The following is a 14,911-nucleotide window of genomic DNA, read 5'->3' as shown; positions in this document are numbered from 1 at the left end:
GTCCATAGGGGAGGGAGGTTGAGAAGCGCTTAACCCTATGATTTTCAAAGAATAACCTAAGTTAAGATCGATGCGCCTGCCTGTCTGCCGGACGCGCTTATTCCACCGGCAACGGCCGATCGAGCCCAAGCGCATGTTCGTCGGCCGTCGCCGCCGCCAGTTCCGCGCGGGCGGCGGCGATACGCGCCTGCGCTTCGATCAGCTTCACTTGCGCGTTGGTCGCGCTTTCTTCGCGCTGGTTCACCAGGAAGAAATCGCTCGACCCCAGGCTGAAGCGCCGCCGCTCGGCGCTTGCCAGCCGCTCCGCCAGCACCCGCTCGCGCTCGGTGGTATCGACAAGCTGGCGGGCCGTATCCACTTCGATCCCGATTGCCGCCACTTCGGCGCGGATTTTCTCGGCCATAAAGCGTTGCTTCACCGACAGCTCATCGATCTTGGCCTGCGTCTCGGCCAGTTTGCCCCGCGCCTTGCGATTCTGGAGCGGAATCTTGAAGGTGACGCCGACGATCATTTCGAGCGGCGTCCGGCTGGACCCGCCCAGCCCCTCCGGCCCCACATCCTTGGCGACTTCGCCACTAAGGTCGAGCCGCGGCCGCATGTCGTTGCGCGCAAGCGCCAGCTTGACCGTCGCTTGGTCGATCTCCTCCAGCAGGATCGCGAAGTCAGGGCGCCCCTCGAGATTGAACGCAGGGTCCGTCCTGATCCCCTCAAGCGCGCGTGCATCCTCGGGCAGCCGTGCATCGTCGACCACGACGGGCAGGCCCTGCGCGTCACGGAAATAAAGCGAAAGCTTCACGGCCGCCGCGCGCAGCGCCTGCTCCGCTTCGACCACGAACGCCTGCCGCTTGACCAGATTGGCCTCATTCTCGACCAGCAATATGTCCGCCTTCGCGCCCAGCGCCACCTGCCGCTGGATGCCCTGGGTGCGGTCCTGCGCCAGCGCGAGCAGCGCTGCATAGGCTTTCAGCTTCAGCCCCGCCGCCACCCACTTCTGATAGGCTTCGATCGCGCGCGCCTGAACGCCGATGCTGGTGGCACGGGCCTCGAACCGGGCGATGTCGATATCGTTGGCGGCGAGGCGAAACTCGGACCTGCGCGCGTCGATCAGCCGGTCGCGAAGCAGGGAATAGAGCGCCCCGACCTTCAGTTCGCCCAGACGATTCGTGTAGCTCTTGTCTTCATAGACCGGAAAGTCGCCGCGCGACGCCCGATAGCCGCCATAGAGATAGCCGCCATTGTCGGTGAGCGGCTGCTCTGCCTTCCCGGCGATTTCCGTCCCGTCATAATAGCCCGCAATCCGGCTGCGCCCTTCGACCGCGAACACGGTGTCGAACGCGCCCTCAGCCGTCAACGCGCGAGCCTCTGCCTGGCGGTTGCGGGCCAGCGCCGCGATGATGTCGGGCGCGGAGCGGGCGGAGGATCGCAGCACCTCCTGCAAGGTCAACGGACCACCCGCGCGCGCCGGATCGGGCGAGGCGGCCGCGCTCTCCTGCCCATGCGCCGCCGATCCCGCAGCGGCGATCAGCAACGCAGCTATGCCGATCAAAGAGCGCATGGTCACTTCTTCTTCTTTTCGATCGAGCTTTTTTCCGCTTTTTCCTGCTGTTTCTGGGCAACCTGGTCCTGCCCGAAGTTCAGCGGGAAATCGTTGAGCTGCCGCCACAATTCATAGCCGACCGTGACATTGTCGCCCTGAATCCAGCCCAATACCTTGCCCCCCTGCCGCACGAAGCGGCGCTCCGGCCAGGCAGGCTTGCCGGGCATGGGTTCGACCAGCACACGGAACAGCCCGTCGGCGCGCGGCGTCGGATCGACCGACCGCACCTGCCCGTCATAGATGCCAATGGCGAAAGCCGGCCAGCCGCTGAACTGGAACGCCGGGAAGCCCTCGAATTCCAGCCGCACCGGCCGCCCCTGATCGACGAGCGGAACGTCGCGCCCGTCAATATAGAGTTCGACCGCCCGCTCGATCTGTTCGGGCGCAACCATAGCCAGCACAGTGCCGGCGGAGATCAGCGCGCCGCCGGCGGCGGCGTTCAAATCCTGCACCCGCCCGTCGCGCGGCGCGGTCACGATCTGGGCGGACTGCCGCCGCTGCCGCACCTCGATCTGCTTGAGCTTGGCCCGCGCTTCGGCCAGCTTGGCATTGGCGTCGGCGACCTTGATCTGGGTCTGCTCATAGTCGCGCCGGGCCGCCAGCCCTTCGGAAAAGAGCTGGCCGGTGCGGCCCACGTCGATCGAGGCGACCGCGCGCGCCTGCTCGATCGCGGCGATCTGCGCCTCGACCTCAGCCTTCTCGGCGGCGAGGCGGGCGAGGAAATCGGGATCGACATCGACCACCTGGACGATCGGATCGCCCGCCTCGACCAACTGGCCGTCGCGCACGAAGAAGCGCTGCACCCGGCCGTCGACCAGCGAGGAGACTTGCTGGGGCCGGTCGTCGGGGTCGAGCGAGATGACTTGCCCGCCGCCCTGCGCGGTCTGCCGCCAGGGCACGAACAGGATGGCGACCGCGAGGCAGAGGCCGAGCAGGATCAGCCACGCCACGACGATCGCCACCCTCGGCGGCCTCAGGCGCGCGAGCGAGCGGAAATGGGTGAGCTGCGCCGGTTCGATCGTCATGCCCGCCCCTCCTGCGTCGCAAGGAAGCCCGCCAGCTCGGCCCGGTCGGCGAAGCGGTGCTGCGCCCGCGTGCCGAGCCAGAAGCAGCTGTCGAGCGCAAGCGCTTCGGGGCGGCCTGTGAACAGCAGCACCGTCGTGCCCTCTTCGCGCAAAACGCCCAGCGTCGCGCGCAGCGGCTGCGCGGGCATCATGTCGTAGAGCTGCGAGAGCAGGAGAACCTTGGGCCGGCTGAGCAGCGCGTTGGCGAGCTTGAGCTGCATCACTTCGACGATCGAGAGCGGCGAACCGGAGCTTGCCAGTTGGGTGTCGAGACCGTCGGGCAGGCTGGCGATCCGCGCCGCCAGCCCCACCAGATCCAGCGTCCGCATGACCGTCGCGCCATCGGCATCGCGGCCGGCGGCCAGCTTCAGATAGTCGCGGATCGTCACATCAACGATGGTCGGCCGGTTCATGACCATCACCGCCGACCGCAGCAGATACATGTCGAAACTGCCCAGTTCGCTGCCGCCGATCGACAGCAATCCCCGCTCAGGCGTCGCGTGGCGCTTGAGCAGCAGCGCGATCTGGTTCTCCACTCCTGGCTCCGCGACGATGACGGCCTGCTCGCCGCTGGCGATCGCGAAATCGAAGCGGGATTCGCCAAGCTCGACGCTGCGGAACCGGACCGATCCGTCGGGCGGCGCTTGCCCGCTCAGGCCGCGGGGCTCCTGCGGAATCGCGAATATCTGCGACAGCTCCTCGGAACTGGCGACCAGATCGTAGAATGTGTCGAGATACCAGCCGAGCTGATAGATGCCGTAGAACACGCCCGACAGGATGAGTTCGGCCGCGACCAGCTGCCCGATCGAAAGCTGGCCGGCGAGGATGAGGTTTCCGCCCAGCGCTAACAGCGCCGCCGCCGCGATTGCGTAGACCAGGAAATAGCCCAGCGCCTGCGCGAAGCTGTAGCGGAAATAGGCGCGGTGCGCCCGGATATAGTTCGCCGTCACCGCTTCGGACCGGTCCATGGCGAAGTCCAGATGGCGGGCGGACTTGTAGAAGCCGTTGGATGCGCCGACGCTCTCCAGCCAGTGCGCCGCCTCATGCTTGGCATGGGACACGCCGACTGCGCCGGTGATCGCGCCCTGCCGCCAGACCAGCCAGATCAGCAGGCAGGTCGCCACCAGCACGATGTTGAACGCGAGGAAAAAGGGATGGTAGAAACTTGTCACCACCAGCCCGACCGCCGCCTGAAGGATGATCGTGAAAGCGCCGATCACCAGGCTCGGAACGGCCTTCTGCACCACCACCATGTCGAAATAGCGGTTGAACAGGCTGCCCCGGCTTTCGTCGGAGAAGAAGGGGTTTTGGGCATGGACGGCGCGCACGGTGACCTCCGCCACCACGCGCGCGAAGATGCGGCGCTCGAACATCGCCAGCAGATAGATGCGCAGCGCGCTGAGGCAGGCGACCAGCAGCAGAAGGACCAACAGGACGCCGGACAATATCCATAATGGCGCGACAAGCGCAGTCCGCGCCACCGAGTTGATGAGCAGCTGCACGGAAATCGGCGTCGCCAGGGACAGCAGGGTGATCGCCAACGTGTAGACGATGCCGACATTCACATAGCCCCTGTCCGGCCCCACAATCTCGGAAAGCCAAGCGGCAGCATGCCGCAGACCCAAACGCTCCCCAGCCAATTTCGACCTCATGTCTGTGATTATGCGGTCAGCTATAGGAAGGGTCGTCAGCGAGACAAGTTCCGGCATCCGCGCGGCAACATTACCTCACAAAATGGTTACATTGATGTGGCTCTGATCTGTTCGGCCTGTAACTTTGTCGAACCGTTGTGCGTCCTCACGCTCTTTGACTCCAGTCAAACGGGGCGCGAAGTCCGAGACCCACGAGGTCCGTCTAATGGGAAATGCGACGGCAGCCGCCGCAATGCGCGCCGTCGCTTGGTTGTGCCCGTGCCTGTCGGCCGCAGACCGGAAGCCGGCCCGCATCTTAATTTCTGCTTAATTTTATAGTCTTAACTTTTTACCCATGCAGATGCGACGATCCCACCCGATCCGGTCGGCAGGCAGCGGGTCCAAGCCGGGTGGGGGCTGGGCTTTAGCTTCTACTTCTCCCGTTTCGAGCATCGCCGGCCCCCTGATCCGCTTCCACGGTCGGTCATCGGCGAGAAAATCTGGCAATTGCTCGCTTTGGCGAGCCTCGCTTTGGGTGCGCGTTACATCGCCTGGCGGTGGTCGGAGTCGCTGAACTGGGACGCGCTGTGGTTCTCCATTCCCCTCGTTCTGGCGGAAAGCTGCGCCTATTTCGGGCTGATCCTGTTCACGCTCAACCTGTGGAAAACCCAGGATTACCCCCTGAGGCCGCCGCCCGAGACGATCGGCCAGTGCGTCCAGGCCCATGCGGGCGACGACCGCCCCGTCAGCGTCGATGTGTTCATCGCCACCTATAATGAGGAAGAGGAACTGGTCCGGCTCAGCATCCGCGACGCTAAGTCGATGACCTATCCGCACCCGATCGCCTGCTCCATCTATGTGCTGGACGATGGCCGGCGGCCGACGATGCGCGCCGTCGCGGACGAGGAGGGCGTGGGCTATATCAGCCGCGACAATAATGTCGGCTTCAAGGCCGGTAATCTGCGCAACGCCATGGAGCAGACGGGCGGCGACTTCATCCTGATCTGCGACGCCGACACCCGGCCTTTCCCGACCCTGCTAGAACGCACACTCGGCTATTTCCGCGACCCCGATGTCGCTTTCGTGCAGACCCCCCAATGGTTCTACGACCTGCCGGAGGGCGAGCGGCTGCGCGACTGGATGGGCGCGCGCCTCGGGCGGCCGGGGCGATGGATTGGCGGCGCGGTCGAGGCGGTTTTCGGCGAAATCAGGATTGGCGAAGACCCGTTCGCCAATGATCCGGCCATGTTCTACGACATCATCCAGCGCCGTCGGAACGCCTTCAATGCCGCATTCTGCTGTGGCGCGGCCTCGCTACACCGGCGCGAAGCGGTGATGTTTGTGGCGCTACGCGCCTATGGCGACGCCATCGCCAAGGCGGGCGGCGAGACGCGGTCGCGGCTCGCGCGGATCGGCCGCCGCAGCGCCGACCCGCAGGCGCAGGCGCAGGCGCTGGCCCGCTGGCAGGCGGCGCAGGCGGAGGAACTGACCCCGTATAAATTCCATGTGTCGGAGGATATCTACACCTCCATCGTCCTGCATCAGGACCGGCACCGGCGCTGGAAGTCCGTGCTGCACCCATATGTCGAATCGAAGATGCTCTCGCCCCAGGATCTGCTGACCTGGACCATCCAGCGGTTCAAATATGCAGGCGGCAGCCTCGACATCTTCTTCCACGACAATCCGGTTACCGCTCCCGGCATGTCGATCGGCCAGCGGCTCATGTATCTGACGACCTTCTGGTCCTATCTGGGGGCGGTATGGAACCTTGCCTTCCTGCTCGCGCCGCTCGTCTATCTGTTCTTTGGCGTCGCGCCAGTCAGCGCCTATACCGGCGATTTCTTCGGCCATGCGCTGCCCTTCCTCATCATGAACGAACTGGCGTTCATGGCCGGCACCTGGGGCATGTCGGGCTATAAGGGGAAGGTCAGCTATCTCGCCTCCTTCCCCATATCGCTGCGCGCGCTCTGGGCGGTCCTCCGCAAGCAGAAGATCAAGTTTCCGGTCACGCCCAAGGAGCGGCAGGACGGCAATTTCCTGCACCTCGTCTGGCCGCAGGTGGCGGTGATGGTCGCGACTCTAGCGGGGCTGGCCTGGGCGGCGACCGCCTTCGCGCTGGGAATCGGCCCCTATACGCTGGGCGGCCTCATCGCCAACGGACTCTGGGGGCTTAACAATATTCTCGCCATGGCGATCATGGTCCGGGCCGCCTTCTGGAAGCCGGAGCAGGCGGCATGAGCTTTCGCGAGGGATTGCGCAAAGGCCGCAGCCACCTGATCTTCGCGACGATATTGGCGGTCGCGGGCACGCTTGTCGTCAGGATCGAGGACGATCATCTGGAGCAGGAGACCGGCAGGCGACCGGCCGCCCACGCCGGGGTGCCGGAGATTGATCCTGCGCGTCCGAACCCGCCACCGTCGAACCGGCCGACAGCGGCCCCGCCCGCCGCGACCTATGTGCAGATCGGCGCCTATGCCAGCCAGGCGCTGGCGGAGCGGAAGGCGCAGGCCGCGCGGGAGACGTTGGATGCGGCGAATCGGCCGGGGGTGCGGGTCGACCCTTTCCGAAAATTATATCGGGCGCAATTGGGGCCGATGCCGGAACAAGATGCCCGTGCCTTGTGCGATGCGATGACGGCGCGAGGCGAAGCGTGTCGGCTGGTCAGTCCCTAGCCGGCAGTCGCTTGGTCAGCCGCAGATGATTGCGGTCGCCCTCGCGGTTATAGGCGATATCGTCAATACAGGACTGGATGATGCCGATCCCGCGCCCGCTTTCCGCATCGAGCGAAAAGGGGCGGCAGGCGGACAGCTGGCCTTCCGGCATCCGCGCGCCGTCATCCCACAGGTCGAGCATGATCGCCGCTTCGTCATGCGCCACCGTCATCTCGATGACGCCATCGTCCCGGCCGGCATAGCCATGGATCACGATATTGTTGGCCGCTTCGACTAGGGCGAGTTCCAGGTCGATCAGCGCGGCGTCGGGCACCGCCCCGCCGGCGCAGCAGCGGCGCAGATGATCGGCAAGGCTCGGCACGCAATCGAGCCGCGCGAGGCACGTAAAGGGGGCGGGCTCAGCCACGAAGCGCCGCCCGGCCTTCGTCCAGCCCGTCGGTAAGCCGGAACACGCTGTCCAGCCGGGTCAGTTCGAACAGCCGCCGCACCGAAGGCTGCGCGCCCGCGACCGCCACCGCGCCATCCTTGCCCAGCATCTTGAGCAGCGACACGAGCGCGCCGAGGCCCGTGCTGTCCATGAAGGCGACCCGGCGCAGATCGAGCAGCACCTTGCGCGCCGACCGGTCGAGCTGGCCCTGCACCTGCGTCTTGAAAGCCGGCGCGGCCGCTGCGTCGAGCCGTTCGGCATCGACCGCGATCACCGTCACATCGCCGTCCAGACTGATCGTCGTCACGCTCTTTCTCCTTCCTTCAGTTCCAGCGCCAGCAGCGACACATCATCCTCGAACCCCACCAGCCCCCGCCGCGCGCGCAGCGCCTCCTCGACATGCCGCACCATGGCGTCGATGGGCGCGGCAGCGGCGCGCGCGAGCAGATCGCACAGGCCGGGGAGGTCGAGCTGGACGCCATTGCCGTCGCTGCACTCGGTCACCCCGTCCGAATAGAGGATGAGCCGGTCGCCGGGCGCAAGCCAGAAGGGCGCAGGCTCGAATATCGCATCCTCGAACCAGCCGAGCGGGAAAGCGCCCGGCATGTCCAGAGGCCTCACTTGCGCGTCCGACATCAGCAGCGGTGCGGGATGGCCGGCGCGGATGATGCATCCCTCCCGCCGGTCGGGCCACAGCAGGCCGCAGACCAGCGTCGCATAGCTTTCGGAGCGCTCGCCGGTCAGCTCGCGATTGAGGTCGGCGATGGCGGCCGACAGGGCAGGGGGCGTCTCCGGCGCAAGCTGGGCGAGGCGATGATGGATGTGGAAGGAGGAAAGCGCCGCCGGCACGCCGTGCCCCTGAACGTCGGCGAGGAAAAAGAGCCGCGCGCCGTTGCGCATCGGGATGAGGCCGATCGTGTCGCCGCTGACATGCTGCGCCGGGCGATAGGCGCAGGCCAGGCGCACCGGATCGGCGGGGTCGGGCTCGGGCAGCAGCCGCCGGTGCAGCCCGGCGGCGGCGTCGAGGTCCGCCTCCAGCCGGCGATAGGCTTCCCTGGTGCGCGCATGGGCGACCGCCAGATGATGATTGCGCCGATGCAACCGGCGGTGGAGCAGCACATTGCGCCGGGCCGAAGCCATCGCCAGTTCCAGCTGAAGCCGGTCGAGCGGCTTGAACAGGAAATCGTCGACCCCCGCCTCCAGCGCGGCGCGCACCGTGCTCGAATCGCCGCGCGCGGTGGTCATGACGACATGGAGGAAGGCGTCGCGGCCATGGCGGGCGCGGACCTGCTCGACCAGTGCGATCCCGTCCGTGCCGGGCATCTGCCAGTCGGTGACGAACATGTCGAACGCGCCCTCCGCAAGCAGGGTCAGCGCCCGGTCGGGATCGGTCACGGCGGTGACCGAGGCATTCAGCGTCTCCAGCTCCCAGGTCAGATAATCGAGGAAGAGGTCATCGTCATCGACCGCGAGGATCGACAGCGACCGCCCGCCGCGCTCCAGTTCCGCAAAGGCCGACCCGTCCACCTGCTCCATTCGCCACATCCCATGCTCGGCCCACCTGCCGCAAGCCTCAAACTCCCCCTAACCGATTGATCCTGCTTGAATAGAAGGGATCGGAGTTAAGAAAAAATTAAACTGTGGCGGGGAGAGTCGGGGTCTGGTCATCGACGGAGCCTGATGCGTGACGATCCGATTCATCCTGGGCGCGCTTGCCCTGCTCGCGCCGTCCGGCGTTGCCTTCGCGCAGGATCGGGGCGTTATCTATGCCGGCGGCAGCGTCGGGGACGGCGCGGGCGGCTATGCCGGCGGGCTGGTCGCGCTTCCCGGCGGATCGCTGGGGCATGGCCTCGCGGTCCGAGCCGGGGTCAATGGCGGCACTTATCGTTACCGCACCAGCGAGCGCATCGAAGCGACCTATGTCGGCGCGGAAGTAGCGCTGGTCTATCAGTTTTCGGGCGACTGGGGCTGGGTCAACCTGTCGGCCGGCCCGCGCATCACCGACACCAATCTCGATCCCGACGATCCGGGCAACAAGCTGCGCGGCACCCGCATCGACGCCGGCCTCCAGACCGACGGCGCGCTGGGCAACCAGTGGCGGCTGGGCTGGTTCGGCTCATGGGGCGTTCGCAACGAGTCCTATATCGGCCAGCTGCGCCTGACCCGGCTGGTCGACGAACGCAGCCAGACCCGCATCGGCCTCGAAACCCTGTTGCAGGGCGATCCCACCTATACCCGCGTCAGCCTGGGCGGGCATCTCTCCACCGCGCTGGGCGGCGACTGGCAGGGGCAGCTGTCGGCGGGCGCGAGCGAACAGGCCGGACGAAAGGCGAAACCCTATGTCGCGCTGGGCGTCAGCCGGGTCTTCTAGGCCGCTTCGATGCCGGCCATGCGCCTCGTGCCGGCCGGCCTGATGGCCGCGCTCCTCCCGCTTTCAGGCTGCATCCCCGCCGCGCAGCCGGGCCAGTCCAGCGCACCTCCGCCCGCATCCCTGGCCGTGCCGGAAGGTTACCGGTTGACTTGGTCGGAAGAATTCGACGGCGGCGACAGCCCCGATCCCGCCAAATGGACATACGACACGCATCGCAACCGGCAGGGCTGGTATAATGGCGAAGCGCAATATTATGCGCGCGACCGCCGCCGCAACATCCGTGTCGAAAACGGCGTGTTGCTGATCGAGGCGCATCGCGAAACGCTAGATCGCGCGCGCCATCCCGACTGGGGCGGACAGCATTACACGTCCGGGCGGCTGGTGACGCGCGGCCGTCGAAGCTGGACGCGGGGCTATTTCGAGGTCCGCGCCAAAATGCCCTGCGCGCGCGGCACCTGGCCCGCAATCTGGCTGCTGCCGGTGCGGGAAAGCCGGCGCTGGCAGGGCGGCGAGATCGACATGGCCGAGCATGTCGGCGCGCAACCTGGCATCATCCACCATTCGGTGCAGACGCCCGCGCGCAATTTCCGCAACGGCGATCATCCGACCGCGACCACGCAGGTGGCAGACGCCTGCGCCGCCTTCCACCGCTATCAATTGCACTGGACCGACCAGTGGGTCCGCATCGGCGTCGATGATCGCGTCGCGCTCACGGTTCACCCGGCCGATCTCGGCGTCGCGCTCGACAGCCCCATGTACCTGATCCTCAACCTCGCCATCGGCGGAGACTGGGGCGGGGCCAAAGGGATCGACGACGATGCCCTGCCCGCGCGGCTGGAGGTCGACTATGTGCGGGTCTTCGAGGAAGGCGCGGCATGAACATGGCGCTGGGCTGGCGGCGTTGGGCCATTGTCGCAGCCGCGTTGGGCGTCATCCTGCTGATCGCTGGGGTCGGCGTCATGCTGGCGGCGCAGGCGGATGAAAGCCGCAGCCTTCAGCAGGAGGTCGAGCGGTCCCATCATCGGCGCTGGTTGCTCCAGACCATATTGTCCGAACATCAGGATATGGAAACGGGCCAGCGCGGCTATCTCCTGTCCGGCCAGCGCGCCTTTCTTGAACCCTATGATGAAGCGCGCCGTCATATAGACGCCAGCCTGACGGCGCTTGAGCGCCTGCCGGTCACTGGGGGGACCAAGGCCGACCTCACGCGGCTGAGACGCTTGTCGGCGCAGAAATTGGCCTTTGCCGCCCGCACCATCCGCTTGCGCCAGGCAGGCGACTGGAGCGGCGCGGTCGCGATGGTGACGGGCGGCGAAGGCAAGCGCGTCATGGACCGGATCAGGGGGGAAATCGGCCGCCTGCGGACGGCGGAGGAACGGCGGCTCGCCTCCGTCCTCGCCCGGTCCAACCAGGCGCAGGACGCGATGCGGCGCAATAGCCTGCTGCTGCTCGGCGCGCTGGCGGTGCTGCTGGGCGCAAGCGGATTTGTCGTGCTTCAGGCGCTGCGGTCGCGGCGGCGCGCGTTCGAGCGGCTCGACGATATCTCGCGGCGGCGGCAAGCGATCCTCGACAGCGCGATGGACGGCATCTTCATCCTCAACCCCAGCGGCAGCATCGAGGCGATGAACCGCGCCGCATCCCGCATGTTCGGCTATGCCTATCAGGATCTGCTGCGCCGCGACGTCGGCATGTTGTTTGCCGATCAACCCGCGCGCGGGCAGGTCGCCGCCCAGCTGCGCGCCATGCGCCTGGTGGAGGGGGAGCCGGGCCAGATGCAGGAAATCCTGAGCCGGCGCAGCGACGGCAGTATCTTTTCCTGCGACGTGGCGGTGTCGGCCGTCTCGTTGGCGGACGGCATCCATTATGTTGCGGTCGCGCGCGACATTTCGGAGCGCAAGCGGGTGGAGCGCCTGAAGGCCGAGTTTGTCGCAAGCGTCAGTCACGAGCTGCGCACCCCGCTCACCTCGATCGCCGGATCGCTCGGACTGCTGGTCGGCGGCGCGGGCGGCGCCTTGCCGGAGCGGGCGCAGCGGCTGATCGTCATCGCCCGCGACAATGCCGACCGGCTGGTGCGGCTCATCAACGACATATTGGATATCGAGAAGATCGATTCCGGGCAGATGCGCTTCGTCAATCGCTATGTCGATCTGTCCGCCATGCTGGCGCAAGCGCGGGATCAGCACCAGGGCTATGCCGACAAGTTCGGCGTGGCGCTGCATCTGGAGCCGGTGCCGGAGGGCAGTTTCGTCTGGGCCGATCCCGACCGGCTGATGCAGGTCTTCGCCAACCTCATCTCCAACGCGGTCAAATTCTCCCCCACGGGAGAGATGGTCGGCATCGCTCTGACAACCGAGGGGGGACACCACCGGGTCAGCGTGTCGGACTGCGGGCGCGGCATCGACGCGGCCTTCCGCGCGCGCATCTTCGAGCGCTTCGCCCAAGCGGACTCGTCCGATGCGCGGGAAAAGGGCGGGACGGGGCTAGGGCTCAGCATCGTCAAGGAAATCGTCACACGGCTGGGCGGCACGGTCAGCTTCGATTCCGCGCCAGGTCAGGGCACGACCTTCCAAGTCACCCTTCCGGCCGCGACGCCGGAAGAAGCCGAGGGCGCGGTCGACCGCCTGCTGATCTGTGAGCGCGACCCCGATCTCGCCGCGAAGATGGCCGATGCGCTGGCCGGCACCGGCATGGCCTGTGACCGGGTGCACAGCAGCGCGCAGGCGATGAAGGCGGTGCAGGAACGTCGCTATCGCCTGGTGCTGGTCGACTCCAACCTGCCCAGCGGCGGCGGCATCGCGCTCGTGCGCGGCCTACGCCAGATAGAGGGAATGCAGGCCGTGCCGATCCTGATGATCTCGGCGGACAAGAAACAGGGCGGGATCGAGGTCGAGGCGCTCCAGATCATCGACTGGCTGCAAAAGCCGTTGCCGCTCGACCGGCTGGTCGCCGCCGTCCGGCGTGTGGTGGATAAGGAGCGGCGGGCCGGAACGCCCCGGCTGCTGCATGTCGATGACGATCCCGATGTGCTGCGGCTGGTCGCGACCGCGCTGGAGGGGCAGGTCGATATCGTCTCGGTCGAGAGCCTGAAGGCCGCACGCGCCGCGCTGGCGGGCGCTGCCTTCGATCTCGCCATTCTCGACTTGGGCCTCGGCGACGGGTCGGGCCTGGACCTGCTGCCGGACCTGCGCCGCGACGATGCGCCGCCGGTGCCGGTCATCATCTTTTCGGCGCAGGACGCCGACCCCGATGTCGCGCGCACGGTCGAAGCCTATCTCACCAAGGCGCGCACACCGATTGAGCGGCTGGTCGCGACGGTGCAGCATCTGTGGCGTGAGGCAGCACCGGAGGCGCAATCATGATACGCATCCTCTATGTGGACGATGAGCCGGACATTCGCGAAGTGGCCGACATCGCGCTCGGCCTCGACCCGGAGCTGGATGTGCGGCTGTGCGCGTCGGGCGGCGAAGCCGTGGAGGTGGCGCGCGACTGGCAGCCGCATCTCATCCTGCTCGACTTCATGATGCCGGTGATGGACGGCCCCGCGACCTTGCGTGCCCTGCGCGCGCAGGAGGAGACCGCGGTTATTCCGATCGTCTTCATCACCGCGCGCAGCTCGCAACGCGATGCCGATCATCTGCTTGCCTTGGGCGCGGCCGGCGTGCTTGCCAAGCCGTTCGATCCCATGGCGCTGGCGGCGGAAGCGCGGCAGTTTCTATGACCGACATCGACGCCCGGCTGGCGCAGATCAGATCACGCTTCCGGCAGCGATGCCGGGAGGATCTGGCCGCGATCGAGGCGGGCGACATGCCGGCGGCTGAATTGCAGCGGGTAGCGCATCGCATGGCCGGGATGGCAGGAACATTGGGTATGAACGCGCTGGGCGAGGCGGCTCGAGCGCTCGATGCCGGGATTGGCGCCGGCGAGCCCTCTCTCGAGCGAAAGCGCGCGTTGATCGAAGCGTTGCGGGTCGAACTGGCAGAGTGACTTGCCGACTGCGGTGGCGGCTGTTCAATCTCGCGGCCCGATCGGCCCTTTCTGCAACCGCTCTCTATCCTCTGTCCGTCGGCTGTCGATCTCGGTAATGGTATAGCCCAAAACCGGCGCGACACGCTGGATCGCCGGCTCCCAGGCCCGTCGCGCCGCGACATACGGTTCGATGCCGTCGGTCTGGACCGCGATCCCTGCCGCCTTGAGCGTCTCGATAGCGTCCAGATAGCTTTGGCGAAGGCGCCATGTATCGATCGCGTCATCGACATGCTCGTCTGCGGTCGGGAAATTGGACTGCAACGTCTTGAGCAGCAGGCTGACGCCGCGCCGCAATGACGCGACAGAAGCAGAGGCTATCACAGCGCCATAGCGCCGCGGTCCAGCGCGGTGTCGATCAGCGTCGCCGCGTCGAGCAGGACGAAGCTGAACCGCGACACGGCGTAGAAGGGCTCCTTGAACCGGAAATAGAAGAGCAGCGGGTAGAAATGATGCGCCTCCTTGGTCGCGGCGAGCGAGCGGGCTAGATTGCCCAGATCGCTCGTCGCGTCACCGGCTTCGCCTTCGGGCATGAGCCGCGCCAGCATCACCGCCGCGTCCCCGGTGCCGTCGCTCATCAGATCCACCGTCAGCGCCAACGCGTTGCGCGCCTGAAGGGCGGAATAGACCTGCACCAGGTAGCTCAGCACCAGCGACAGCATCGACGCGCCGATCAGCGAGTTGATGAGGAAGAGCAGGCGCGTGCCGGTCGTGTGCGGCGAATAGTCCCCGCCGCCCACGATCGATAGGCTGTTGCCCGCCACCATTAGCGCAGTGACGAAATCGGTCGAGGCTTTACCGCTGGAAGGCCGGATCGCCGTTCCGAGTTCAGGGTGGATCGCAAGCGCGGCGCCGGCCGCCATGCCGATCGCCCAGAAGCCGATCAGCGACACGACGATCAATGGCCCGACGACCGACAGAACTTCGCCGCGACGCCGGCCGAAAGGAGCCGCAACCGCGCGGAGCAAGGCCCAGATCAGGCGGCTCCAGTGCGGCGCGATCAATCCGGTGCCAGCCCGCGCGTAGAGCACTGTAAGGAAGATATCGGCGAGGAACAGCAGCATCAGCGCTGCTCCGATCATCTGCTCGATCATCATGGTTCAGGTCATGGCTTGGGCTGGACCTC

General features: G+C 66.5%; 15 protein-coding genes. 7 read left to right on the top strand and 8 right to left on the bottom strand.

Annotated features, from left to right (window positions below; all coding sequences use genetic code 11):
- Window positions 1–97: 97 nt before the first annotated feature.
- The 3 genes from V2B31_RS19785 to V2B31_RS19775 are packed head-to-tail and all read right to left on the bottom strand — an operon-like array spanning window position 98 to window position 4,301.
- A complete protein-coding gene (locus V2B31_RS19785) occupies window positions 98–1,555 on the bottom strand; it encodes a TolC family protein (protein ID WP_328281946.1) in 1,458 nt (485 codons plus the stop codon).
- 2 nt (window positions 1,556–1,557) lie between these two features.
- The gene (locus V2B31_RS19780; protein ID WP_328281897.1) at window positions 1,558–2,622 is read right to left on the bottom strand and encodes an efflux RND transporter periplasmic adaptor subunit; all 1,065 of its coding nucleotides are present in this window, start codon (window positions 2,620–2,622) and stop codon (window positions 1,558–1,560) included.
- Window positions 2,619–4,301: an ABC transporter ATP-binding protein gene (locus V2B31_RS19775; RefSeq protein WP_328281944.1), complete on the bottom strand. Its 1,683-nt coding sequence runs from the start codon at window positions 4,299–4,301 to the stop codon at window positions 2,619–2,621. The genes V2B31_RS19780 and V2B31_RS19775 overlap by 4 nt, the downstream gene beginning before the upstream one ends.
- A 498-nt stretch (window positions 4,302–4,799) precedes the next feature.
- On the opposite strand from V2B31_RS19775, the gene V2B31_RS19770 reads away from it, so the two are divergent.
- Together V2B31_RS19770 and V2B31_RS19765 are read left to right on the top strand one after the other, a co-directional pair.
- Complete coding sequence (locus V2B31_RS19770; RefSeq protein ID WP_328281896.1) at window positions 4,800–6,530, top strand: glycosyltransferase; 1,731 nt, start codon at window positions 4,800–4,802, stop codon at window positions 6,528–6,530.
- Complete coding sequence (locus V2B31_RS19765) at window positions 6,527–6,964, top strand: SPOR domain-containing protein (protein WP_328281895.1); 438 nt, start codon at window positions 6,527–6,529, stop codon at window positions 6,962–6,964. Before V2B31_RS19770 ends, V2B31_RS19765 begins: the two co-directional genes overlap by 4 nt.
- Here the strand turns inward: V2B31_RS19765 and V2B31_RS19760 are convergent.
- Genes V2B31_RS19760 through V2B31_RS19750 form a run of 3 tightly spaced genes read right to left on the bottom strand, consistent with a single transcriptional unit; the run spans window position 6,954 to window position 8,927 of the window.
- On the bottom strand, window positions 6,954–7,370 hold the full coding sequence (locus V2B31_RS19760; protein ID WP_328281894.1) for an ATP-binding protein: 417 nt from the start codon (window positions 7,368–7,370) through the stop codon (window positions 6,954–6,956). The two genes, V2B31_RS19765 and V2B31_RS19760, sit on opposite strands and share 11 nt — an antisense overlap.
- Window positions 7,363–7,698, bottom strand: coding sequence for an STAS domain-containing protein (locus V2B31_RS19755; protein ID WP_328281892.1), 336 nt, complete (start codon window positions 7,696–7,698; stop codon window positions 7,363–7,365). The genes V2B31_RS19760 and V2B31_RS19755 overlap by 8 nt, the downstream gene beginning before the upstream one ends.
- Window positions 7,695–8,927, bottom strand: a complete 1,233-nt coding sequence (locus V2B31_RS19750) for a PP2C family protein-serine/threonine phosphatase (RefSeq protein WP_328281890.1) — start codon at window positions 8,925–8,927, stop codon at window positions 7,695–7,697. The genes V2B31_RS19755 and V2B31_RS19750 overlap by 4 nt, the downstream gene beginning before the upstream one ends.
- 148 nt (window positions 8,928–9,075) lie before the next feature.
- Here V2B31_RS19750 and bcsS point away from each other — a divergent pair, with 148 nt between their 5' ends.
- The 5 genes from bcsS to V2B31_RS19725 are packed head-to-tail and all read left to right on the top strand — an operon-like array spanning window position 9,076 to window position 13,746.
- Window positions 9,076–9,762 carry a cellulose biosynthesis protein BcsS gene (gene bcsS, locus V2B31_RS19745; RefSeq protein WP_328281888.1) on the top strand — a complete coding sequence of 229 codons (687 nt, stop codon included), beginning with the start codon at window positions 9,076–9,078 and terminating at the stop codon, window positions 9,760–9,762.
- 9 nt (window positions 9,763–9,771) lie between these two features.
- Window positions 9,772–10,641: a glycoside hydrolase family 16 protein gene (locus V2B31_RS19740; RefSeq protein ID WP_328281886.1), complete on the top strand. Its 870-nt coding sequence runs from the start codon at window positions 9,772–9,774 to the stop codon at window positions 10,639–10,641.
- Window positions 10,638–13,121, top strand: coding sequence for a CHASE3 domain-containing protein (locus V2B31_RS19735; protein ID WP_328281884.1), 2,484 nt, complete (start codon window positions 10,638–10,640; stop codon window positions 13,119–13,121). The genes V2B31_RS19740 and V2B31_RS19735 overlap by 4 nt, the downstream gene beginning before the upstream one ends.
- The gene (locus V2B31_RS19730) at window positions 13,118–13,480 is read left to right on the top strand and encodes a response regulator (protein ID WP_328281882.1); all 363 of its coding nucleotides are present in this window, start codon (window positions 13,118–13,120) and stop codon (window positions 13,478–13,480) included. The genes V2B31_RS19735 and V2B31_RS19730 overlap by 4 nt, the downstream gene beginning before the upstream one ends.
- Window positions 13,477–13,746: an Hpt domain-containing protein gene (locus V2B31_RS19725; RefSeq protein ID WP_328281880.1), complete on the top strand. Its 270-nt coding sequence runs from the start codon at window positions 13,477–13,479 to the stop codon at window positions 13,744–13,746. The genes V2B31_RS19730 and V2B31_RS19725 overlap by 4 nt, the downstream gene beginning before the upstream one ends.
- A gap of 24 nt (window positions 13,747–13,770) precedes the next feature.
- Here the strand turns inward: V2B31_RS19725 and V2B31_RS19720 are convergent, their stop codons facing one another.
- Window positions 13,771–14,109, bottom strand: coding sequence for a hypothetical protein (locus V2B31_RS19720; RefSeq protein ID WP_328281878.1), 339 nt, complete (start codon window positions 14,107–14,109; stop codon window positions 13,771–13,773).
- Entirely contained in the window at window positions 14,106–14,882 is a 777-nt protein-coding gene (locus V2B31_RS19715; protein WP_328281876.1) for an ion channel, read from the bottom strand. Before V2B31_RS19715 ends, V2B31_RS19720 begins: the two co-directional genes overlap by 4 nt.
- Window positions 14,883–14,911: the final 29 nt, after the last annotated feature.

Origin of the sequence: Sphingobium sp. (assembly GCF_036170395.1) — a bacterium.
Classification (GTDB): Bacteria; Pseudomonadota; Alphaproteobacteria; order Sphingomonadales; family Sphingomonadaceae; genus Sphingobium.
This window is presented reverse-complemented; position numbering and strand designations above follow the sequence as displayed.

Bases quoted from the DNA above. Each gene is read 5' to 3' on its own strand.
- V2B31_RS19785 (WP_328281946.1), bottom strand. From the start codon at position 1,555: ATGCGCTCTTTGATCGGCATAGCTGCGTTGCTGATCGCCGCTGCGGGA.
- V2B31_RS19780 (WP_328281897.1), bottom strand. From the start codon at position 2,622: ATGACGATCGAACCGGCGCAGCTCACCCATTTCCGCTCGCTCGCGCGC.
- V2B31_RS19765 (WP_328281895.1), top strand. From the start codon at position 6,527: ATGAGCTTTCGCGAGGGATTGCGCAAAGGCCGCAGCCACCTGATCTTC.
- V2B31_RS19750 (WP_328281890.1), bottom strand. From the start codon at position 8,927: ATGGAGCAGGTGGACGGGTCGGCCTTTGCGGAACTGGAGCGCGGCGGG.
- V2B31_RS19740 (WP_328281886.1), top strand. From the start codon at position 9,772: ATGCCGGCCATGCGCCTCGTGCCGGCCGGCCTGATGGCCGCGCTCCTC.
- V2B31_RS19735 (WP_328281884.1), top strand. From the start codon at position 10,638: ATGAACATGGCGCTGGGCTGGCGGCGTTGGGCCATTGTCGCAGCCGCG.
- V2B31_RS19730 (WP_328281882.1), top strand. From the start codon at position 13,118: ATGATACGCATCCTCTATGTGGACGATGAGCCGGACATTCGCGAAGTG.
- V2B31_RS19725 (WP_328281880.1), top strand. From the start codon at position 13,477: ATGACCGACATCGACGCCCGGCTGGCGCAGATCAGATCACGCTTCCGG.
- V2B31_RS19715 (WP_328281876.1), bottom strand. From the start codon at position 14,882: ATGATGATCGAGCAGATGATCGGAGCAGCGCTGATGCTGCTGTTCCTC.